The following is a 21,262-nucleotide window of genomic DNA, read 5'->3' on the forward strand; positions in this document are numbered from 1 at the left end:
CGGATTTTTTTGGGTTAGGTTTCGGGTATCTGGTTGATCCAGAAAATACTGAACACTGCGAGTGAAGCATATACAGCGAAATTAAACAGTACATGTTGCAGATCCCACCCATATCCCCGGTTGAAATAGATGGCAACCAGGCAGAGTCGGACGAGGTTCAAGGTTATTATCAACGTTATGCCAGAGAGGAGAAAGATGAATTTACGCAGGGCTTTTTGAGGATAGGCTAATGCGAAGGCCATAAAAACGGAGACAACTCCATAACCGAGACAAGAATATATGATCCGGAATCCGGCGTGGTTAGCAACTGACAATGTTGTTGCTGTAGTGCGTACCTGGTATCCAAGTGTTTTCAATAGTCTGGCCGCAACCTCGATGTAAAATCGCCGCCATCCTTCGATATAATTGAAATGTTCTTCGATGAAGGGGCTGTAGAAGCCGCCCGGAGCAGACCCTGCAATGGTGCCCAGGTTAATGCAATATGATACAGCAAACACGATTAGGAACCGGCAGAGGAAAGCGCCCATTTGTTGATCTTGTTCTGCCGGTCCTTCAGGACACTTCCGCGATTCAAGAATTTTGATATCGACAATCAGCCGGAACCAAAAGGCTTGCAGGAAGTGGAATATGTTTCCGCGGATGCCGTCAAGAATGCCCAATCTGAAGATAAGTCGGTAGAAGTAATAAAGAAATGGTCTCACAAGTAAGGGAAGGTCCGCCCAGATCTTTTTACACCAGGCGTTGCGCTCATTCGGGTTGCCAAAAATTCTGCTTTCTGCCTGATAAAGGGATTGATTGCTTGAGTTACTCTCTGCCAGCAAATCGCTATACCTGTTATGCTTCTCGATCCAGAAGTGTATCTTATTTTCCTTGAGGTTCTCCTCAATAATATGGGCGTTTTTCCATATCAGCGTTCTTCCAGATACTTGAAAGCGATGATCCATTGCTTCACTCAGATCGGAGAAGCCTGCGGTGTATCGGAACATCTTAAGCATATATTTTGGATAATAGCCACCGTATCTTATCCATTTGCCCTGGAAATAGTTTTTCCTGTTAAAGTAGATTCCGTTTACCGTAGCATATTCTGCGTCGCTAAAAGCGGTCAGTTTCTTGGAAAGATCAGGCGCAATATACTGGTCGGCATCCAGGCAGATTACCCATGGCGTATTAACTTGAAACGCATGGAGTGCTGCGTTCCATTGCTTCGGATGATTTTCAAAGGGGTGATATTTGACTTCGGCTCCGTATTTCTCACAAATATTTAAGGTTTCATCGTTACTGCCCGAATCGAGCACGTATATCTGGCTATTTAGGTTTCGGATGGAATCAAAAAGCCGTGGAAGATGCATTTGTTCGTTGAGCGTAAGAACGATGAAAGAGATGTGTTGGTTCTTCATAGGGCATTTCGGTAAAGCCTGAGGTATTGGTTAGTAAGGCTCTTTTCACAGAAAAATGTTGAGGCGAGCGATGGCCCGGTGTCCCGGATAAAGGCTCGTTTCATGCTATCTTGATGGGCCATCTCAATGGTTGTTGCTATTTCGCAGGGGTCCAAACCACATATCCAGCCGAGGTCTAACTGCCTGATCAACGGGGCCAGGCCTACAGCGTTTGAGGCAAGGACTGGTATTCCCGCCATGAGGCCTTCGGCGATGACGTTAGAGAAATTTTCGTTGTGCGAGGTTAAAGCAAGTAGATCGTTATTCATGAGCAGATCATATTTTTGAATTCCCTTTTTATAACCCACCCAGGCAATCCTGCTGTCGATACCCAGTTTTCGGGAGAGGCTTTCCAATCTGTCTATGTATGCGGTGCAACCCGTTCCCGCTATGTTAAGCTGCCAGTCGAAGTTTAGCAAGCTTACGGCTTCCATGAGCTGCTCAAGACCTTTCTTAGGGTCAATCCTGGAAAGAAAAAGTATGCGGAACTGAGCTTTGTCCTGCTGTTCGCGAATTTGCTTAGACAAAGCCGTTGGCTTGAAGCTCAGGATGTTAAATATGGTCGCAATTGTCTTTGCACTAACAACTTCGGTAATTTCCCGTGCCTCCTGCTCACTAGTGGCATGTATATGACAACGCTGTAACAGTCGGACGCCGGCTATCTTATGCATGAGGTTCTTTATCAAACTATGTCTGTGTTTGAAGCTATAGGCAGATAACATACCCCTGGGCGAAAGCACAATAGCCGTCTGTGTCATGACGCATATTAGGCAGGAAAAAATAGAGGTAAAGTTCCACCAGGAATGAATATGGACAACGGTTTCGCCTGGATACTTTTTGATTTTCTTATACAAAGACCATAGCAATGATGGAGAAAAGTGACTGGAGCCGCCCGTTACACGACTATAATAGGTCACCCTCACACCTTTTATATACGTCCTTTGACCATCGGTGACACCCCGGAGTTCGTCATGTCCGTTGGCGGTAGTGGTCATAACTTCCTGCCTGACGTCTTGGTCTGCTAATGCTTCGCATAAGGCTGCGACGGAAAAGATCGGTCCGCCATAAACATATGCCGGCTTATAGGATGGCGTTATGTGGATTATTTTCATGGTTGGAGACTAATGTATTTGTCATTAGCAGTATTTTGTGAATGCATATCATCAGCAACCAGCCGTAGACAATGTTATTTAAGAGAAATTCAAATGCGTTTCCCCTCCAAAGCGGCTGGAAGACGCTATTAAATATAATGATACAGCCAAGCGGATATCCACCGAAGTTTTGTTCGGCATAGTTACAAATCGATTGAGCGAGGACACCGTATAATAACATATATATGAAGATGCCTAATGAGCCGCCAAACAGATATCCGTCAACTACCGGCCGGGTTTTCGCCGAAACGGCTGAAGACCTGTTTGCAACGCCTGCAGTATATACCCTTTCCATGGCCAGCTCCTCCATGCTGGGCTTGGAATCCCAGAAAAAGCGGGGTACGAATACCAATACGGCATTTTCGAGTGCCTGCATACTGTATGGGTTCCAAAGCGGAACATTGCGTACAAAAGTCATGAACATCCCGATTTCACTTAATCGGTGTGTTAGGAAGTCAAGGCTGTTTTTTTCTATGAAAGGTGTTTTTGTTTCATCTGTTAAAGTTTGATAGGCCTGCGCACGAGCCTCCTCTCTGCTTTGATGATGTTCCCAGGATTGTTTCCGAAATACGATAGTAAAAGTGGGAAGGACATAGGTTAATGTCACCAAAAGCGGGACAGCCAGAGCGATAACCCATTTTCTGTAATAAGCAAAACCAATCGAAGCCAGCACGATGATATTTACGATAATATTTTCTTTGTAGCCCGTTAATGTTGAACTGAGCAGGTGTAACAGGAAAAGAGTGCCGCCAAACACGGCGGGAAACACCTTTTTGCCGACCATGCCTTTAATCAGGAGGTAGGCACCGGATGCGCAGGAAATACAGCGCAGCGGTAAGGTCAATTGATATAAACTTGGATGTAACTCTGCGAGGAGCGCGGCGGTGTAAGCCAGGATGCCTATCTGTAAGAAGGGGCGCAGTCCGGCAGTAGTTAGCTTATAACGAAGCTGAATATCTGCTTTTATCCTTGAGATGATACCTGTTGCTATGGAACAGTGCGCAAGGAGACAGAGACGCTGGCACTTAGCGAGGAGTTCGGTGTCCTCCGTTTCAAAAAAAGAGTTTTCGGTGCGGTCGTCAGGATAAAAACCAGTGTGATTCAAAAAGTAGAATATAGAGGTGCAGCACATGAAGCCGGCAAATATGACCTGTACAAGTATGATTGGTCGCATCACCTGTGCGTATATCGGGATATCTTCAGGTATACACCGCTGAGGAGAAATTATGGTGAGGTAGAAGATGAAAAACGATCCCAGCCAGGCTATGAGGTAGGATGATATTGGATGGAGCTGAACTGCTTCGCTGACAAGCCAGGGGACAAAGATGAGCGAGATGAGACTTGTACGGTTACTGCAATACATTTGTGATATTTTTGACCTGCGTTTCGAATGTCCAGTTGCTAATGACGAGTTCTGAGTGTCTTCCCATCTCCTCTAAGGTTTTCCTGCAGCTTAGCAGTCGATGAAGTTTATGTTTCAGATCAGACAAATCGTTACTTCTAAAAATGTTACCGTTCTTCCGGCTTACCAGGTCGGAACACGCGCCAACGGTATCAGACGCGAGTATTGCTCTTCCTGCTGCCATCGCTTCGTTGATCGCAAGGCCCCAGGACTCACTTAAAGAGGGAAGACAAAATAAGTCGCAGGCCTGGTACGCTCCGGGCATTTCACTTTGGTTTAAGAAGCCAGCAAAATGGATGTTTTGTCGCGATTCCGTTAACCGTATATAGTCTGACTGGAGCTTTCCGCTGCCTGCCAGGATAAGGTGAGCGTCAGTAAGGTTTAGCTCGGTGAAAGCACGGATAAGCAACTGTACATTCTTAGTTCTTGTGAACTTTCCAGCGTATAGCACTACGGTATCAGACATAGCTATTCCAAGTTTTTTTCTGAGGCAAGGTGACTCGCTTGGTTCCCTGAAGCGTAGGTTGTCAACTGCATGTGGCGCGAATCGTAGTTGTTTCTCGGTTAACCAGTATCTTATGAAGTATGCCTTATTAGCGCTTCCCACATAAAAAGCCATGTCCACGTGGCTGTATACCCAATTTAATACTTGCTTTCGCAATAGCTTCCGCAGTTTGCTTCTGGGCTCAATCAGGGTGGAGTCTCCCCTGAACAATATTGATGAATCCTTATAAAAGAACCGCAAGACCCTTAAATGGAAGAGGTATGACCAGCCATATAGGAGTAAAAAGTCGGGATTAAAGGCCTTAATTTTCTTGATGGAAGACGTAAATTCATACTGATAGCCGTCCAGCAGGGGTATATCCCAACGTATTTCCCGCCCGAACGCGGTGTCGTATGCATTCCGTTCTTTGCTGGTATAAAACACTTTCGTTTCAAATTGCTTCGCAAGCAGCGCAAATACAGGCGCATAATATTGTATGGGATGGCTGCATATTATTGCTAGTCTCATTGTCTAATGATTTCTCCTTTATCTAGTGTGAGTTGTCTGTCGCAGATCGACTGTATATGGTCATTGTGGCCAACAAGAATAATTGTGCATCCCTTGCGAGCAAGGTCTTTCAGCTTGTTCGCTGCTTTCTCGCGGAATGCTGCGTCGCTTGCCGACAATATTTCATCTGCTATTAATATGTTTGGTTCGAGGTGTGTCGCAGCCGAGAAGGCGAGTCTTGCGTACATGCCCGAGGAGTATTTTTTCATGGGTGTGTTGAGGTACTCGGAAATGTCCGCAAAATCGCAGACTTCTGATATGCACTTGTTGATCGAGATTTTGTTTAACCCTAACATAGCGCCATACAGGTAGATGTTTTCCAGCGCGCCTAATTCCGGATGGAATGGCGCACCGCCCTCCATCATGGGTATAACGCGGCCTCTTCCGATCACGGATCCCGATGTAGGTGTTGTTATCTTACTGATGATTTTCAGAAGTGTACTCTTTCCTGCACCATTACCGCCGCAGATTGCCAGGGTTTCACCCTTTTGAATTTGGAAAGAGACGCCTCTGAGTGCCCAGTGTACTTCAGCCGGAAAATTTTTTGTGGCTGATGTGGAGCGTGAATAGCCGCGTTCAAGCAGTTTTCTGTACCATGCTTTTAAGTCATTGCCCAGGGTTCTGGAATTTATCTGGCCGGTATAGTATACCTTTGACAGGTTGCTTACATGTATAGCTGTATCCCTGTTCATATCACGTCGACAGATTTTTGCTCCGACCGGATAAACAGATAGACTCCCGTCACTAAAAGAATGCCTGCACAGGTAGCAGCAACTAGTAGTTGAGATATGTTAAGTACTCCCTTATTCAACAGGATACATCTGAAGCTTTCTATAACAGCGGTCATTGGATTGGCGACGATGAACAAGTAAAGTTGCTTGGGTGCTATTGATAGCGGATAAATGACGGTTGTGGTGTACATCATCAACTGGGTGATGAATGCTGCAAGCAGGGCCAGATCGCGATACTTCGACGTGAACGCAGCAAGGACAAGACCAAAACCTACACTGTGTATAATGAGCACCAGGAGTACTAACGGCAAGATGACCCAATATTTATGCAAATGAATGTTATAGCTTCCGACGACTAAAACGAGGGCTATCAAGAGTGCGAACTGGATAGCGAACCTAAACATCAGGGCAATGGAAATACTTACAGGCACGACCAGTTTCGGAAAATATATCTTAGCAAATAAGATGTTGTTATCCCTCAGTGAAGATGAAACCTTATGTGTGCATTCAGAGAAGTAGTTCCACAAGATAACCCCTGTAAAATAGAAAAGCGGTTTTGGAATGGCGTCGGTCGGCACTTTGACCACCTGACCAAAAACTAGTGCATATACTCCAGTGGTAAGTATTGGCTGAACGATCAACCACATAGGGCCAAGCACAGTTTGCCGGTAAAATGCGGTTACATCTCTAATGGCAAGTTGAAGAACGAGATGGCGGCACCTCCAAAGTGCCGCTACTTGCGATTTACAGGAAGCTTTTTTGTCGTCGACTATCCACACGCTATGGTTATCTTCCATCATGATTCGCATTGCTCCAGAGATTGCTGAATTTTAGTTCGGTATTTTTCATAGTTGAATTCATTAAGTGCTAACGACTGTTGCTGATATTTGCGCTGTCTGTTTAGAGGATTTGCCAGACTATTCTTCACGGAATTGTGTAGCGCACGAGGGTCTGAGGCATCAACCGTTAGGCCTAAATGCCCATAGATGAGGGCCTCTCTGCTGCCGTCAGCATCTCCGGCTATCACCATGCAGCCGCTGACCGCCGCTTCGGTAAACACCATTCCAAATCCTTCTTTTGTACTTGGCATAATGAAAAGGTCAGCCAGCAGGTAATGGTCAACGAGTTCAGCCTCATCAATCTGTTCCATCAAATGAACGCAATTGCTCAGGTTAAGTGCTGCTATGGTTTTACGCAATCGGATGCTTTCGGAGCGGTTAGTTCTTCCTGCAATGAAATAATGCAGCTCAGGAATCTCTTTTTTAAGGCCTGGGATAAGATTAATAACCCGTTCATAACCTTTTTCACGGTCATGTGTGTTTTTTCTGCAAAGTGTAAACATTATTCGGGCGTCATGTGGCAGGTTGTACCTGCGCAGCAGATAAACAGGCTTTTTGAAGTCTCTGGGTAGCTGCCAGAAAGGATCTAGACAGAGATGGATGGTATTAATTTTGACAAGACCATGTTTGTCCCGCAGCACTTTATTTGTATAGTCACTTACTGCCCATATGTTAACATGCTTCCTCAAAAAGTACCTCTTCCACCATGGCATAGCTCTCCATACTTCTGTTCCGTGTGCAACCAGGACAATTTTAAGCTTAACATTGAAAATTTTTAACAGGAGGGCGAAAGCAATCAGGTGGATATGATTAACGATCAGGACTTTAGTCGTGGACTTCAGAATTCGAAATACAAAGCTGAGTTTTCTGCCATTGAAGCCTGTAAAGTGTTCCGGCTCAATATACCTTTGATCAAGATCTCCGTCATATAAAGAGTACATCTTAAACTCAGATTGGTAGATGTCCTGTAAAGATTTTGCAAGTATCCGGCCCGACCGTTGGATGCCTCCATTGTCGCTAAAGGTTCTAAGGGTGAGAAGCAGGCAGGAAGATTTCATCTAATTATTATCTTGATTGTTGTAATAGGACATGTATAACTTGTCCCGCTTATGTTCGTTTAGCACCAGATATAAATTCGGAACTGGGGTATTGGTTTGTAATGCGCCCATGGTCGCGGAGAGGTTTTTTCTTGAAACGCCATATCGTAAAATAAAGAGGTTGATGTCTGAGTATTGTATCAGTTCAGCACTGTCGGCCACCAGTCCGGTAGGAGCACTGTCAATGATCATATAATCATAGTGCTCTTTGAGATGGTCGAGTACGTCGCGCATCTCTTTACTGTGCAATAACTCCGCTGGGTTTGGGGGCAGCGGTCCGGAATCGATAAAATCTAAATTTCCAATTTTTGTCGCGGAAATGATTTCATTCAATCCCACCTGTTTGGACAGAAACTGACTCAGTCCAATGGTCCTCTGGGATTTCAGCATTTGGCTAAGGCCAGGCCTTCTTAAGTCGGCCGATACAAGCAGGACCTTTTTATTGATTAGCGTTAGCGCAACAGCGAGATTGGCCGCTACAAAAGATTTCCCTTCTCCGGATATTTCGGAGGTAACGCAAATGATCTTATTGGGCTTATTCGGACAAAGGAAGTTTATTCGGCTTCTAAGCATACGAAATGATTCCGCAGTAGCCGAGCGCGGGTCATCATAAACCGGCAGTATATGGGCAGATGGCAGGCTCGCCGTATATTTTTGAATGGTGGAGAGAACAGGTACATCAGTAAGCTCCTCTATATTGTCGCCCTGTAGCAGATAGGGCGTTTTGCTTATATGGAAGATGAATAAGACTCCCATGGCACAGCTTGTTAGTGCGGCAAGAGTGTATACTCTAGCCGGCACAGGGAAGCTGGCTTCTGCTGGCGCCACAGCCTTGTCCACGATAAATGCCCCTGGTACTACCGCTGCCCCTGAGATTTCTGCCTCTAAGTTTTTTTCCAGGAGATAGTCATGAATCTTCTTGTTTACCTCAAATTTCGATTCCAGCGAGTTTAAACGGCGTTCAATTCCAGGGAATCGGCTTGAGTAATCTTGCAGGCTGTCAAGCTGGTAGTCTATCAACCTTAATAGCCCGTCAATATGATGCTTCTGGGTGTTGACCTTTGAGGTTATCGCTTTTTTACAGAACAGTATTTGCTCGTCGATATTTTTTACTGCAGGAGCTGAGGGCCGTTGAACGGTTAAAAGAGTTTGTCTCTTTTGAAGTAAATCGTTGTGCTGAGAAAACAGGTGTTTAAGTTGTTCGTCTGCTATAGCTTCAAGCCCGTAGCTCACAATTCCATTGCTGTCGGGCGACGACAATCTAAGGCCAAGTTCTGCTATAGAAAGTCTGTTCATCCTTAAAGTTTGTCTATGTGTATTGAGTGCAGACAATTGCTCGTTTTGTTCGTTTAAAGTAGAACTTATTGTTTTAATTCTTTGGTTCTCCTTGTATTTCTGAACTGATGCGCCCGAGTTTGATGTTTTTTGGTCAATATCTCCTAAGATCTGCGTCAGGAATGCCTTTGACTGGTTGATTGAGCGTGTTCGCTGTGCCTTATCAAAGGTCAGGTAACTCTCGAGAACGGCATTGAGTGCATCTTTGGCAAATTCAGGATCGGGATCCCGTATTTGTAAATTTATCATGTTACCGTTTTGCACATCATTTACATGCAGAGCGCTTGTTATCCGCTGCGCCAATGCCATAGGGCTGATAAACCTGAAGACGCAAGTGGTGGGACTGTTGCCATTCTTTCTTATTGTGAACTGCAATCCGGCAAGCCGGATTTTTTCGCCGAACTGATAGGTGCCTGAAGACCGGAGCTGCCCCAATTGCCAAGTTAGATGGTATTTGTTGCTATGCCCTATTCTTGAAAATACAAATTCATTGCGTGGCAGGCTGGCCGGGAGCTTGCCCACGGAAATTTTTAAGGGCTCGTGCGGATAAGTCTCTTGAAGGCGGAATTTATCTCTTGTCAAAAAAGCCACTTTATAGTCCAGGGATGCTAAAGCCATTGTTAACACTGTCCGCGACTTAAGTATTAATCGCTCAGATTCCGTCCTGTTAACCCGATCATAAAAGTTCCTCACCTGAAGCAATTCGGATAATTCGTAACGCCGGTCCTCCAGCTTAATGGAAGCTGAAGCTATATAAATTGGCTCTGCAAGCCATAAAAATATTCGCGCTGCAAAAAGCCCGGCTGTCAAAAACCCAATAAGCCAAAGTCTTTGGCGTAGCACCATTTTAAATACTTCAGCATAATCCAAAGATGAGTTCGATGAGTTTCTGCTGTGCATATCAATTTTTTGAGTGATTGTCGAGATTGTTGTAGTGTGTCACAGTGTATTTAAATTTAATTATAAATTTTTATAAGAAAATATAAGTTTTATTAAAGAATATATTATCATATTTGGCAAATATAAACTATTAATATGAAAGTGTCTATCGTGACGCCGGTTTTAAATTGTGTTGAATTTATTGGTTTCGCTATTGCATCTGTAAAAGCGCAGAACCATCCTCACATGGAGCACATCATTATTGACGGCGGGTCAACAGATGGGACAATAGGTCTTGTTCATTCCTTAGCAGGATCAGACATCAAGTTTATTTCAAGGGCAGATTCAAGTATGTATGAGGCAATTAACTATGGGCTTGATGTTGCTGAAGGCGATGTAATCGGCATTTTAAATGCCGACGATTTTTATGCTTCTCCAGATATAATATCAACTGTTGTCAAAACGATTCGTGACACAGGCGTCCTGGCAGTTTATGGAAATTTAAACGTTGTATGCAGGCGCGACCCGGTCAGGATAACGCGGAAGTGGACTTCTTCGCGTTTTCAATTTGGTCGTATGAGACGAGGCTGGATGCCTCCGCACCCGACCGTATTTATTCAGCGCAGATTGATTGGTTCCGGGGCACGTTACTCACTCAACTGCGGCTCGAGTGCTGATTACGACTTTCTCCTTAGGCTGTTTTTGAACATTCAACCAGCCCCGGCGTATGTCGATAAGTTATTCGTTTGTATGCGGAACGGGGGCATAAGTAACGGTTCTATGAAAAAGGCGTATCATTCTTTGATGAACGATTATAAAATCATCAGGCGAAATGGGTTGAAGATGCCCTTTGCAATTTGCCTGGTTAAAAGATTGAGAAAGCTGGATCAGTTTTTAATTATGGATTGAGCTCACAGGCAATAATTCAGATTATGTACCTTTGCATTCTAAACGAGTTTGATGAACATAGCGATAAACGGATTTGGCCGGATAGGCCGTATTTTTCTCCGTGCGGCATTGGAGCGAGGTATTAATGTTGTAGCCATAAACGATGTAGGAGAGCTCGAAACGCTCGCGCACCTGTTTAAGTATGATAGTGTTCATCGTGGATTCAAGGGGTCCGTTGATATTGTAAAGGGCGGCTTTCTGATCGATGGAAAGAAGATTTCAGTATTTCATGAAAGTAAACCTGACTTGTTACCCTGGCGGGAACTCGATATTGATATTGTTGTAGAGGCCACGGGCCGGTTTGCCTCAAGAGAAGGCGGACAGATGCATATTAATGCCGGTGCCAAACAGGTTGTGTTGTCAGCGCCTTCGTCAGATAGGCAAGTACCTACAGTGGTTTTGGGAGTTAATGATCATCGTGTTGACCTAACTGCGCCAATACTTTCCAATGCTTCATGTACGACCAATAACGTAGCGCCTATGGTGAAAATACTGGACGAGCTGTGGGGCATCTCAGATGGATATATAACAACTGTGCATTCTATGACCGGCGATCAGAATCTGCATGATGCGAGTCACAAAGACCTCAGGCGAGCCCGTGCAGCATCAGCTTCTATAATACCGACCACCACTGGCGCTGCGAAGGCTATTACCGCGATATTTCCTCACCTGACCGATAAACTGGGCGGCGCAGGTATTCGTGTGCCTGTCCTTAACGGTTCATTAACCGACTTTACCTGTATTCTTAAATCTACAGCTTCGGTTCCGGAAATAAATGAAGCTTTTAGGCTTGCCGCAGCTGGCGAATTGAAAGGTATTCTTCAGTATACAGCCGATCCTATTGTTTCGGTAGATATATTAGATAATACGCATTCCTGTATATTCGATGCGGGCCTCACTTCTATAGTAGGGGATCTTGTGAAAGTCGTAGGTTGGTACGACAATGAATCGGGTTACTCTGCCCGGTTGGCCGACCTGATTCTTAAGATGATCAATAATTAATTAAAGAAACTGTACTCACATCCGGCCAGGCTCCTTATATTTGGTGATCTCATTAATAACTATTAACAACCTTTATGAAAACTATTGATCAATTTGATTTTAAGGATAAAAAAGCGCTTATCCGCGTCGACTTTAATGTGCCTCTGGATAGCGACTTCAATATAACCGACGACAAACGTATGCGTGCGGCGATCCCTACGATCAATAAAATAATCGATGACGGAGGAAGCGTTATTCTGATGTCTCACCTTGGTCGGCCAAAAGGCGGCCCGGAAGATAAATTTTCGCTTAAACATATCGTTGGTGATCTTTCCAGGATGCTTGGGAAGGAAGTCTCGTTTGCTTCAGACTGTATAGGCGACCAAGCTATTGAAGCTTCTAAAAATCTGACGCCTGGTGGAGTGCTTCTGCTTGAGAACCTTCGTTTTTACAAAGAAGAAGAGAAAGGCGACAGAGCCTTCGCTGAAAAATTGTCTTTACTTGGTGACGTTTACGTTAATGATGCTTTTGGTACGGCTCATCGTGCTCATGCCTCAACGGCAGTTATTGCCGAGTTTTTTGCAGAAAAATACTTTGGCTACCTAATGGCAGAGGAGGTGAAAAACGCAGAGAAAGTCATTAATGGGGCAGATAAGCCATTCACTGCAATTATGGGTGGTGCTAAGGTTTCGGATAAGATCCTGCTTATTGAAAACCTTTTGGAAAAAGTGGACAATCTGATCATTGGCGGTGGTATGGCTTACACTTTTGCGAAAGCTCAGGGTGGAGAAATAGGTACTTCGTTGCTGGAGGAAGACCGTATGCAACTTTGTCTGGAATTACTCGAAAAGGCTAAGACAAAAGGTGTTAAATTATATTTGCCTGTAGATACGGTGATAGCGGATAGGTTTGATAATGATGCGGCCCGCGATGTAGTCGAGAGCGGGAAAATTCCTCAAGATTGGATGGGGTTAGATATTGGTCCTAAGACTGCTGAATTATTTTCGGAAGTGATCCAAAGTTCAAAAACCCTCCTGTGGAATGGCCCGATGGGCGTCTTTGAAATGGCAAACTTTGAGCAAGGTACTCGTGCAGTAGCAGAGGCTGTGGTTTCGGCAACAAAAGCAGGAGCTTTTTCATTAATAGGAGGCGGAGACTCCGCTGCGGCGATTGCTAAATTTAACCTCGAAGAAGAAGTAAGTTATGTTTCGACCGGAGGGGGTGCTTTACTGGAGTATATGGAGGGTAAAGAACTGCCTGGTGTCAAAGCAATAAATGAATAATTTAGTGTACATAACACTGCTAAACGCTCCGGTCTACAGACCGGAGCGTTTTTTTTAAGTCACTTTTTCCCACGTTATAAGCCTCGTAAAATGACATTTTTGATTGCATTTGGGGGCTTTTGATTTTGTGGAAAACTTTTTGTGGTAGAATGTGGTAGAATGTGGTAGAACTACCTATTTTTACACTACATAAAGGTGCACTATTCATTATGTTTCAATTGTTAGGGGAATTTGATTGCAAATTAGATGCGAAAGGACGCTTGATGGTGCCTTCGAGTCTGAGGAAACAATTGCCTGATGTGGAACAAGAGGGTCTCGTAATAAACAGGGGGTTTGAAAAGCATCTGGTTATCTATCCCAAAAAAGTATGGGAAGCTGTGGTTGCTGATCTGAGTAAACTTAATCCCTACGAACCCAAGACCCGGGAGTTTATTCGTTTGTTTACCAGAGGTGCTACAGAATTAACACTCGATGCTGCAGGGCGGGTAAATTTGCCTAAAACGCTTCTTGAATCTGTAGGTGTAGATGTCAGTACAGATTTGGTTCTTGCGTGTCAGATCGACAAGATCGAGGTATGGTCAAAGAAAGCATACGAGGCTTTGTTTGATAAAGATCCAGCTGATTTTGCTGCACTTGCCGCGGATGTAATGGGCGATAAGAACAGGAGGGACGATGGAATATAGCTATCATACGCCTGTATTGTTAAAAGAAGCGGTGGAAGGTCTCGCGATCAAGCCAGATGGTGTATATGTCGACGTTACTTTTGGTGGTGGTGGGCATTCAAGGGAAATTTTGAAGGCTTTGGGGGATAAAGGCGTGCTGGTGGCTTTCGATCAGGATCCCGACGCTCAGCGAAATATCATTAAAGATTCGCGGTTTAAGTTTGTGGATCAGAATTTTGCTTTCTTAAAAAATAACTTACGTTTGCTCGGTATCGCTAAAGTAGATGGTATTCTAGCTGATCTCGGTGTATCATCGCATCAGTTCAACGAAGCTGACAGGGGATTTTCCACGAGATACGACGCCGAGCTGAATATGCGCATGGATAAACAGGGTGATCTCACTGCTGCTTCCATATTGAATACCTATGCGGAAGATCTGCTTCACAAGATATTTGGTGTCTATGGAGAGATAAAGAACGCGAGATCTTTAGCCAAGGCGGTGGTTACGGCCAGACTGGAGCGACCAATTACCACACTCTCTGATTTCAAGAGCCTCGCTTCAGGTCTGATTCCGCGCGGCAGGGAAAATAAATATCTCGCCCAGGTTTTTCAGGCCTTACGTATTGAAGTAAATCAAGAAATGCATGTGCTTGAGCAGTTTCTTTTGCAAAGTGCTGAGGTTTTGAAGCCTGGCGGCCGTTTGGTAGTCATATCGTACCATTCACTTGAAGACCGGCCAGTAAAAAATTTTCTCTCAAAAGGGAAATTCAAAGGAGAAGTTGATAAAGATTTTTATGGAAATCAGCAAAAGCCCTTTGAGGTGATTACGAGAAAGGCTGTTGTTGCAGGGGCCGATGAGCTCGCTAAAAACAGCCGTGCAAGAAGTGCTAAATTAAGGATAGGAGGTAGGCTATGAATAACGAGTTTGTGAAAAGCCCTCGGCTGAATGAGGAGGCTGACGATGCGCTGGATATTCGGATGAAAATCGTTCCCGAATCAGATAGTTCTTTCGTCAGGAAACTCTTCGCTGATGGTGTTATCAGTAAAGAGGCTGCAACTAAATTGCTTCCTTTTCTGATCTTTCTTTCCGTGCTTGGAATGCTGTATATCGCAAACAGTCACATGGCGATTGGGAATATTCGTGATATCGACCGGTTAAATAAAGAAGTCAAAGAACTTAGCTGGGAATACAAGTCATTGAAGGCTGACTTGATGTTTAAGAGTAAGCTCACCGAAGTTGCAAAAAAGGTAGATACCCTCGGTATTAAAGTATTAACGGAGCCTCCAAAGAAAATAGTTATCCACAAGAATGAGCATTAGGGCCAATATATTATTACGGGTGTATCTTGCTTTCGGCTTGATTGTGCTGTTCGCAGTAGCGGTCTTAGTTAAGCTGTTTGATGTCCAGTACGTTGAGGGCGAGAGGTGGCGGGCTATGGCGGATAGTCTGTCTACAAAATATGTAAATGTCGAAGCTGCGAGAGGCAATATCTACTCTGTCGACGGAAGTCTGCTGGCTACCTCAATCCCTGAGTATGAACTTAGAATGGATACATATGCTGGTGGTATAGCTGATAACGACATTTTTGAAGAAAAAGTCGATTCATTGGCGATTAAATTGTCATCGTTTTTCGGTGATAAAAGCGCCAAGGAATACTCTCGCTATCTGAGATCGGCGAGACGCGATAGCGCTAGGTATCTTCTCATAAAACGAAAAGTAGGATATCAGGATCTTAAGACAGTGCGAACATTTCCTCTGTTCAATGTAGGTAAATATACCGGCGGACTTATTGCAGTTCAGCAAAACAAACGAATAAGGCCCTTTAAATATCTCGCTGCACGTACTATTGGTTATAAAAATGAAAACGTAAGTAACGGCGTTGGTCTGGAGGGTGCGTATGGCGAGTACATCAATGGGGAATCGGGAAAGAGGTTAGTGCAGCGTTTGGCTGGAGGCGTGTGGATGCCTGTCAATGAGGAAGCGGAAGTTGCCCCGAAAGAGGGTGCTGATATTATATCTACAATTGATATTAATGTTCAGGACCTCGCACAGAGCGCGCTGGAAAGACAACTGAAAGTAAGTGACGCTGACCATGGAACTGTGATTGTGATGGAAGTTTCGTCTGGAGAAGTCCGCGCGGTAGCTAATTACACCAGGGTAGCAGAGGGCGTGTATTCGGAACAGTTTAATTACGCGATCGGAGGCCGGCAGGATCCGGGTTCCACCTTCAAGTTGGCTTCTTACATGGCGCTGCTTGAAGATAGGAAAATTGATACCAACACCTTAGTTGAAACGGGAGATGGGTTTTACCGCATCCCCGGTCATACCATAAAAGATTCTCATGGTGGCATCGGTACGGTGACGGTAAAGAAGGCATTTGAAGAATCGGCAAATACGGCAATCGCTAAATTGGTCAACATACATTATAAGGATAACCCATCAGCATTTACAGATCATTTGTATCGTATACACATGAATGAAAAGCTAAGATTACAAATACCTGGTGAAGCGCAACCCGTTATAAAAAATCCTGAGTTCAAAAGCTGGAATAAAAATATGACCCTGCCTCAGATGGCCTATGGTTATGAAATGCAGATCACACCCTTGCAGATGCTTGCTTTTTATAACGCCATAGCAAACAACGGGAAGTATATCGCACCAATTTTTGTACGGGAAATACGGCGTCTGGGGAATCCGATAGAACGATTTGAAGCGCGGGTGATCCATGATCAGGTTTGTTCGCCTGAGACGGTCAAGAAACTGCAGGCGATGCTTGAAGGTGTTGTAAAGGAGGGAACAGGAAAGTTGATGGGTTCGCCGTACTACCGGGTAGCCGGTAAAACGGGTACAGCCCAGGTTGCCGATGCCAATAAAGGATATAAGGCTAAACGGAGTTACCAAGCTTCCTTCTGTGGTTATTTTCCTGCAGATAAGCCTAAGTATTCGATTATGGTGGCAATCAACGGCCCAAAAAACGGATACTACGGCGCAACCGTAGCGGGTCCCGTGTTCAAGGAGATAGCTGACCGAATCTATGCAAGTGATATGGAGATGTATAATGACATTCCGCAGTATGTTGTTGGTAACGATAATGCGCCGAGGGCTAAGGCAGGGTCTAACAAGGTTGTCCGGAAAGTATACCATGCTTTTGGCATAACATCGTTTCATGCATCAGCTTCCAATTACAGGAGTGTGAGCGACGCAAATAGTGGTGCAGGTTATCAGGAACTCAACAATGCTAAGGATATTATGCCCGATGTGAACGGTATGGGACTGCGTGATGCGCTCTATGTATTGGGGAATGCCGGGTTGAAAACTAAGGTTCGCGGACATGGTCAGGTCATAAGCCAATCAATTCCCGCGGGCGTAAGAATTGGCAAAGGTCTCTTGGTAAAATTAGAATTACGATAGCATGCAACTACAGGACGTTTTATATGGGGTAGCAACACTAGCGGTGAAGGGCAGGGTTGATGTCGTCATAACTGAGCTAACCTTTGATTCGCGCAAAGCGAAGTCTGGTGCAGCATTTATCGCTGTTAAAGGTACGCAAACCGACGGGCACGATCATATTACTTCTGCTGTGGATCATGGTGCATCTGTTGTTGTGTGTGAACATTTTCCACCGGTTGTTTTGGCGGAAGTAACTTACATACAGGTCGCCGACAGTGCGGACGCATTAGGTGTCATGGCGGCCAACTTCTATAACCATCCTTCTGCCAAACTGCAGCTGTTGGGTATTACAGGTACCAACGGGAAAACAACCATAGCAACCTTGCTTTTTAGGTTGTTCCAGCGGTTGGGTTATAAAGCAGGACTAATTTCCACGGTTCAAAATCAGATCGGGGCAGAAGTATTTCCGTCCACGCATACGACGCCAGATCCCTTGTCTTTAAATCGGCTTCTTCAACTGATGGTGAATGCTGGGTGTACCTATTGCTTCATGGAAGTGAGTTCGCATGCCGTAGTTCAAAAAAGGATCAAAGGACTCGTTTTCGCCGGAGGTGTTTTTACCAATATCACCCACGACCATCTCGATTTTCACGGAACCTTCGACAACTATATCAGGGCAAAAAAAGGTTTCTTTGATGTCTTGCCCAAAAGCGCCTTTGCACTTACAAATATTGATGACAAGAACGGTATGGTTATGTTGCAAAACACACAGGCGGCTAAAAAGACCTATTCGCTCAAGCAGCTTGCTGACTTCAATGCCCGTGTCCTTGAAAACGGTTTCAAAGGGCTCCATCTTGAAGTTGCAGGTAGGGAAGTTTTTTTCAAGTTAATAGGATCCTTTAATGCCTATAATTTACTAGCCGTATACGGTGCAGCGGTTTCCCTAGGTCAGGATGAATTGTCAGTATTAACGACATTGAGCAGTCTGGACGGCGCCGAAGGCAGGTTTGATCATATTGTATCTGCAGAAAACGTCATGGCAATTGTCGACTATGCACATACTCCGGATGCGCTGCAAAACGTGCTTAATACTATACAAGACATACGCAAGGGTACCGAGCAGGTTATAACCGTGGTGGGCTGCGGAGGAGACAGGGACAAGCTCAAGCGTCCTCTTATGGCTCAGGTGGCTTGCGACTGGAGTGACAAGGTTATCCTAACATCCGATAATCCCCGTACTGAAGATCCGCTGGCTATATTAAACGACATGGAGCAAGGTGTGTCTCCTACCAATAAGCGTAAGGTCCTGACCATTTCAGATCGCCGGGAAGCAATAAGAACGGCTTGTCATATTGCCAAAGCCGGTGATATCATTTTATTGGCAGGTAAGGGTCACGAGAAATACCAGGAGATCAAGGGGGTAAAGCACCACTTTGACGATAAAGAGATATTAATGGAACAATTTAATCTGACGAGTTAATGTTATATCATCTATTTGAGTATCTGAACCAGCATTATGACTTTCCAGGGTTGAGGTTGTTCCAATACATAACCTTCCGCACGTCTCTGGCTATTATTTTGTCGCTTATTATTACGACGGTATACGGAAGCAGGATAATCCGCTACCTTCAGAAAATGCAGGTCGGAGAACCCGTTCGGAATTTAGGGCTGGAAGGCCAGATGCAGAAGCAAGGTACACCGACTATGGGAGGTATTATGATACATTTGGGTATCCTGGTTCCTACCTTGCTCCTTGCAAATCTAACCAATGTCTATGTGCTCCTGATGGTTGTCACAACCGTATGGATGGGAATAATCGGATTTGTGGACGACTATATAAAGGTTTTCAGAAAGAACAAAGAGGGTCTAGCGGGCCGGTTTAAGATCGTAGGCCAGGTGGGTCTGGCCCTTATCATAGGGTGGACGATGTATTTTCACCCAAATATCGTGGTAAGACAAACGGTAGACGAAAACAGTGCTTCGAAGGCATCAGCTCCAATGGTGTTAAGACAGAAGGGCGAGAGCTTCTATTACACTCAAGACGTAAAATCGACCCTTACTAACGTACCTTTCTATAAGAATAACGAATTCGACTATGCAAAAGTGCTTAAATTCCTGGGCCCCGGATATGAAAAATACGCGGTGTTCATATTTCTGCTATTTGTAGTCGTTATCGTAACTGCGGTCTCCAATGGAGCCAACATTACCGATGGCATTGACGGGCTCGCCACCGGTACGTCCGCAATTATTGGCGTAACTCTGGGGCTACTGGCATATGTCTCTGGTAATACCGTTATCGCGGATTATCTGAACATTATGTATATCCCTAACTCTGGTGAGTTAATGATATTCGCCGGGGCTTTTGTCGGAGCATGCGTAGGCTTTCTGTGGTATAACTCCTACCCCGCACAGGTGTTCATGGGCGATACAGGTAGTTTGGCCATTGGGGGCATCATAGCAGCCTTTGCCATAATGATTAGAAAGGAACTTCTCATTCCAACCTTATGTGGGATCTTCCTGATAGAAAACCTTTCCGTAATTATTCAGGTGAGCTATTTTAAGTATACCCGCAAGCGCTTTGGCGAAGGCAGACGTATTTTTCTCATGTCACCCTTGCATCACCACTACCAGAAAAAGGGCTATCACGAAGCTAAAATCGTTACCAGATTTTGGATTATTGGAATATTGCTGGCCATCATTACCATAATAACTCTAAAATTAAGATAATGGAAAAGCAACTAGTCGTCATTTTGGGTGGGGGAGAAAGTGGGGTAGGTGCGGCAATGCTTGCGCAACAGAAGGGCTACGAGGTATTTCTGTCAGACTCTGGCCATATACAGGAAAGATATCAGGCAAAGCTTCGCCAACTGAATATTTCTTTCGAGGAACTTGGTCACACCTACGAAAAGATAATGTCAGCCGCCGAAGTTATAAAAAGTCCTGGCATCCCTGGCAGCACTGCGTTGATCAAATCTTTGCAGGAGGCAGGGATACCGATAATATCCGAGATCGAATTTGCCAAGCGCTTTACATCAGCAAAAACGGTATGTATTACCGGTTCTAATGGTAAAACAACCACTACAATGCTGATTTACCATATTTTAAGGCGGGCGGGCTTAAACGTGGGTCTGGCAGGCAATATCGGAAACAGTTTCGCTGAAATGGTCGCCACTAGTTCCTTTGACTGGTACGTGCTCGAGCTTTCCAGTTTCATGCTGGATGACATGTATCATTTTAAAGCCGATATAGCTGTTCTGCTAAATATTACCCCAGATCATCTTGACAGGTACGACTATAAGCTTGAAAACTATGCCAAATCTAAAATGCGCATCACACAAAATCAAGGATCAGAAGATGTATTTGTCTATTGTGCCGACGATGTGGAGACACTGCGCGTAATGGATACTATGCAGATCAACGCCCGTAAGTACGCTTTTTCGCTCAACCAGGAATTGCCGCTGGGTGGCTTCGTAAAACAGGAAAGCATCCAAATCAATATAAACCCGAACCAAAACAACAAATTTACCATGTCTATCAGTGAGTTGGCTCTGCAGGGCAAGCATAATCTTTATAATTCAATGGCTTCCGGAATCGTAGCTAAAGTATTGGACATCAGAAATTCTACCATCCGCGAGAGTATGGGCGATTTTAAAAATATTGCGCATAGGCTCGAGCATGTAGCGCGCATCTCTGGGGTCGATTATATAAATGATTCTAAGGCTACCAATGTCAATTCCACATGGTATGCTCTGGAAAGCGTGAGCTCAGACGTGATATTGATCATGGGAGGGGTAGATAAAGGCAACGATTACAGCATGCTTAAAGATATGGTTCAGCAGAAGGTGAAAGCTATCGTTTGCTTGGGTAAAGACAACAAGCGGATCCACGAAGCATTTGAAGACGATGTAGACGTTATTGTAAACACTTTCTCGGCACATGAAGCCGTTCAGGTTGCCTACCATCTGGCAAAAAAAGGTGATACAGTGCTATTGTCCCCTGCTTGCGCCAGCTTTGATCTTTTCAAGAACTATGAAGATCGGGGCGACCAGTTTAAAGCGGCTGTTAAAGAGTTATAG

General features: G+C 44.7%; 18 protein-coding genes and 1 pseudogene. 10 read left to right on the forward strand and 9 right to left on the reverse strand.

Features of this window, described 5'->3' with window-relative positions; all coding sequences use genetic code 11:
* Positions 1–14: 14 nt before the first annotated feature.
* The 9 genes and pseudogenes from QEP07_RS14500 to QEP07_RS16565 form a co-directional block, all read right to left on the reverse strand.
* Positions 15–1,397, reverse strand: a complete 1,383-nt coding sequence (locus QEP07_RS14500) for a glycosyltransferase (protein ID WP_285010878.1) — start codon at positions 1,395–1,397, stop codon at positions 15–17.
* The gene (locus QEP07_RS14505; protein ID WP_285010879.1) at positions 1,394–2,548 is read right to left on the reverse strand and encodes an XrtY-associated glycosyltransferase XYAG1; all 1,155 of its coding nucleotides are present in this window, start codon (positions 2,546–2,548) and stop codon (positions 1,394–1,396) included. Before QEP07_RS14505 ends, QEP07_RS14500 begins: the two co-directional genes overlap by 4 nt.
* A complete protein-coding gene (locus QEP07_RS14510) occupies positions 2,517–3,950 on the reverse strand; it encodes an exosortase Y-associated Wzy-like protein (protein WP_285010880.1) in 1,434 nt (477 codons plus the stop codon). Before QEP07_RS14510 ends, QEP07_RS14505 begins: the two co-directional genes overlap by 32 nt.
* Positions 3,937–5,001, reverse strand: coding sequence for a glycosyltransferase family 4 protein (locus QEP07_RS14515; RefSeq protein ID WP_285010881.1), 1,065 nt, complete (start codon positions 4,999–5,001; stop codon positions 3,937–3,939). The genes QEP07_RS14510 and QEP07_RS14515 overlap by 14 nt, the downstream gene beginning before the upstream one ends.
* Positions 4,998–5,732 (reverse strand): ABC transporter ATP-binding protein, encoded by a 735-nt coding sequence (locus QEP07_RS14520; RefSeq protein WP_285010882.1) that lies wholly within the window; start codon positions 5,730–5,732, stop codon positions 4,998–5,000. Before QEP07_RS14520 ends, QEP07_RS14515 begins: the two co-directional genes overlap by 4 nt.
* Positions 5,729–6,571, reverse strand: a complete 843-nt coding sequence (locus tag QEP07_RS14525; RefSeq protein WP_285010883.1) for an ABC transporter permease — start codon at positions 6,569–6,571, stop codon at positions 5,729–5,731. The genes QEP07_RS14520 and QEP07_RS14525 overlap by 4 nt, the downstream gene beginning before the upstream one ends.
* Positions 6,568–7,668 (reverse strand): glycosyltransferase family 4 protein, encoded by a 1,101-nt coding sequence (locus tag QEP07_RS14530; RefSeq protein ID WP_285010884.1) that lies wholly within the window; start codon positions 7,666–7,668, stop codon positions 6,568–6,570. The genes QEP07_RS14525 and QEP07_RS14530 overlap by 4 nt, the downstream gene beginning before the upstream one ends.
* On the reverse strand, positions 7,669–9,660 hold the full coding sequence (locus QEP07_RS14535) for a polysaccharide biosynthesis tyrosine autokinase (protein ID WP_285010885.1): 1,992 nt from the start codon (positions 9,658–9,660) through the stop codon (positions 7,669–7,671).
* 3 nt (positions 9,661–9,663) lie between these two features.
* A pseudogene (locus tag QEP07_RS16565) lies at positions 9,664–9,942 on the reverse strand (Wzz/FepE/Etk N-terminal domain-containing protein); the annotation flags it as partial.
* A 135-nt stretch (positions 9,943–10,077) separates the two neighbouring features.
* Between QEP07_RS16565 and QEP07_RS14540 the strand changes: the two are divergent.
* From QEP07_RS14540 to murD, 10 genes are all read left to right on the forward strand, one after another.
* Positions 10,078–10,830 carry a glycosyltransferase family 2 protein gene (locus QEP07_RS14540; protein WP_285010886.1) on the forward strand — a complete coding sequence of 251 codons (753 nt, stop codon included), beginning with the start codon at positions 10,078–10,080 and terminating at the stop codon, positions 10,828–10,830.
* Positions 10,831–10,881: 51 nt separating this feature from the next.
* Entirely contained in the window at positions 10,882–11,871 is a 990-nt protein-coding gene (gene gap / locus QEP07_RS14545) for a type I glyceraldehyde-3-phosphate dehydrogenase (RefSeq protein ID WP_285010887.1), read from the forward strand.
* Positions 11,872–11,945: 74 nt separating this feature from the next.
* Positions 11,946–13,133, forward strand: a complete 1,188-nt coding sequence (locus tag QEP07_RS14550; protein WP_285010888.1) for a phosphoglycerate kinase — start codon at positions 11,946–11,948, stop codon at positions 13,131–13,133.
* 209 nt (positions 13,134–13,342) lie between these two features.
* A complete protein-coding gene (gene mraZ, locus QEP07_RS14555) occupies positions 13,343–13,816 on the forward strand; it encodes a division/cell wall cluster transcriptional repressor MraZ (protein WP_285010889.1) in 474 nt (157 codons plus the stop codon).
* A complete protein-coding gene (gene rsmH, locus QEP07_RS14560; protein WP_285010890.1) occupies positions 13,806–14,711 on the forward strand; it encodes a 16S rRNA (cytosine(1402)-N(4))-methyltransferase RsmH in 906 nt (301 codons plus the stop codon). The genes mraZ and rsmH overlap by 11 nt, the downstream gene beginning before the upstream one ends.
* Positions 14,708–15,115, forward strand: coding sequence for an FtsL-like putative cell division protein (locus QEP07_RS14565; RefSeq protein WP_285010891.1), 408 nt, complete (start codon positions 14,708–14,710; stop codon positions 15,113–15,115). The genes rsmH and QEP07_RS14565 overlap by 4 nt, the downstream gene beginning before the upstream one ends.
* On the forward strand, positions 15,105–17,207 hold the full coding sequence (locus QEP07_RS14570) for a penicillin-binding protein (protein WP_285010892.1): 2,103 nt from the start codon (positions 15,105–15,107) through the stop codon (positions 17,205–17,207). Before QEP07_RS14565 ends, QEP07_RS14570 begins: the two co-directional genes overlap by 11 nt.
* A 1-nt stretch (position 17,208) precedes the next feature.
* The gene (locus QEP07_RS14575) at positions 17,209–18,666 is read left to right on the forward strand and encodes a UDP-N-acetylmuramoyl-L-alanyl-D-glutamate--2,6-diaminopimelate ligase (protein WP_285010893.1); all 1,458 of its coding nucleotides are present in this window, start codon (positions 17,209–17,211) and stop codon (positions 18,664–18,666) included.
* Positions 18,666–19,913, forward strand: a complete 1,248-nt coding sequence (mraY, locus tag QEP07_RS14580; RefSeq protein WP_285010894.1) for a phospho-N-acetylmuramoyl-pentapeptide-transferase — start codon at positions 18,666–18,668, stop codon at positions 19,911–19,913. The genes QEP07_RS14575 and mraY overlap by 1 nt, the downstream gene beginning before the upstream one ends.
* On the forward strand, positions 19,913–21,262 hold the full coding sequence (gene murD / locus QEP07_RS14585) for a UDP-N-acetylmuramoyl-L-alanine--D-glutamate ligase (RefSeq protein ID WP_285010895.1): 1,350 nt from the start codon (positions 19,913–19,915) through the stop codon (positions 21,260–21,262). The genes mraY and murD overlap by 1 nt, the downstream gene beginning before the upstream one ends.

It is taken from the genome of Pedobacter faecalis (genome assembly GCF_030182585.1).
Lineage (GTDB): Bacteria > Bacteroidota > Bacteroidia > Sphingobacteriales > Sphingobacteriaceae > Pedobacter > Pedobacter faecalis.

Coding starts and splice junctions, on each gene's coding strand:
- QEP07_RS14500 (WP_285010878.1), bottom strand. CDS start 1,397: ATGAAGAACCAACACATCTCTTTCATCGTTCTTACGCTCAACGAACAA.
- QEP07_RS14505 (WP_285010879.1), bottom strand. CDS start 2,548: ATGAAAATAATCCACATAACGCCATCCTATAAGCCGGCATATGTTTAT.
- QEP07_RS14510 (WP_285010880.1), bottom strand. CDS start 3,950: ATGTATTGCAGTAACCGTACAAGTCTCATCTCGCTCATCTTTGTCCCC.
- QEP07_RS14515 (WP_285010881.1), bottom strand. CDS start 5,001: ATGAGACTAGCAATAATATGCAGCCATCCCATACAATATTATGCGCCT.
- QEP07_RS14520 (WP_285010882.1), bottom strand. CDS start 5,732: ATGAACAGGGATACAGCTATACATGTAAGCAACCTGTCAAAGGTATAC.
- QEP07_RS14525 (WP_285010883.1), bottom strand. CDS start 6,571: ATGATGGAAGATAACCATAGCGTGTGGATAGTCGACGACAAAAAAGCT.
- QEP07_RS14530 (WP_285010884.1), bottom strand. CDS start 7,668: ATGAAATCTTCCTGCCTGCTTCTCACCCTTAGAACCTTTAGCGACAAT.
- QEP07_RS14535 (WP_285010885.1), bottom strand. CDS start 9,660: ATGGCTTTAGCATCCCTGGACTATAAAGTGGCTTTTTTGACAAGAGAT.
- QEP07_RS14540 (WP_285010886.1), top strand. CDS start 10,078: ATGAAAGTGTCTATCGTGACGCCGGTTTTAAATTGTGTTGAATTTATT.
- gap (WP_285010887.1), top strand. CDS start 10,882: ATGAACATAGCGATAAACGGATTTGGCCGGATAGGCCGTATTTTTCTC.
- QEP07_RS14550 (WP_285010888.1), top strand. CDS start 11,946: ATGAAAACTATTGATCAATTTGATTTTAAGGATAAAAAAGCGCTTATC.
- mraZ (WP_285010889.1), top strand. CDS start 13,343: ATGTTTCAATTGTTAGGGGAATTTGATTGCAAATTAGATGCGAAAGGA.
- rsmH (WP_285010890.1), top strand. CDS start 13,806: ATGGAATATAGCTATCATACGCCTGTATTGTTAAAAGAAGCGGTGGAA.
- QEP07_RS14565 (WP_285010891.1), top strand. CDS start 14,708: ATGAATAACGAGTTTGTGAAAAGCCCTCGGCTGAATGAGGAGGCTGAC.
- QEP07_RS14570 (WP_285010892.1), top strand. CDS start 15,105: ATGAGCATTAGGGCCAATATATTATTACGGGTGTATCTTGCTTTCGGC.
- QEP07_RS14575 (WP_285010893.1), top strand. CDS start 17,209: ATGCAACTACAGGACGTTTTATATGGGGTAGCAACACTAGCGGTGAAG.
- mraY (WP_285010894.1), top strand. CDS start 18,666: ATGTTATATCATCTATTTGAGTATCTGAACCAGCATTATGACTTTCCA.
- murD (WP_285010895.1), top strand. CDS start 19,913: ATGGAAAAGCAACTAGTCGTCATTTTGGGTGGGGGAGAAAGTGGGGTA.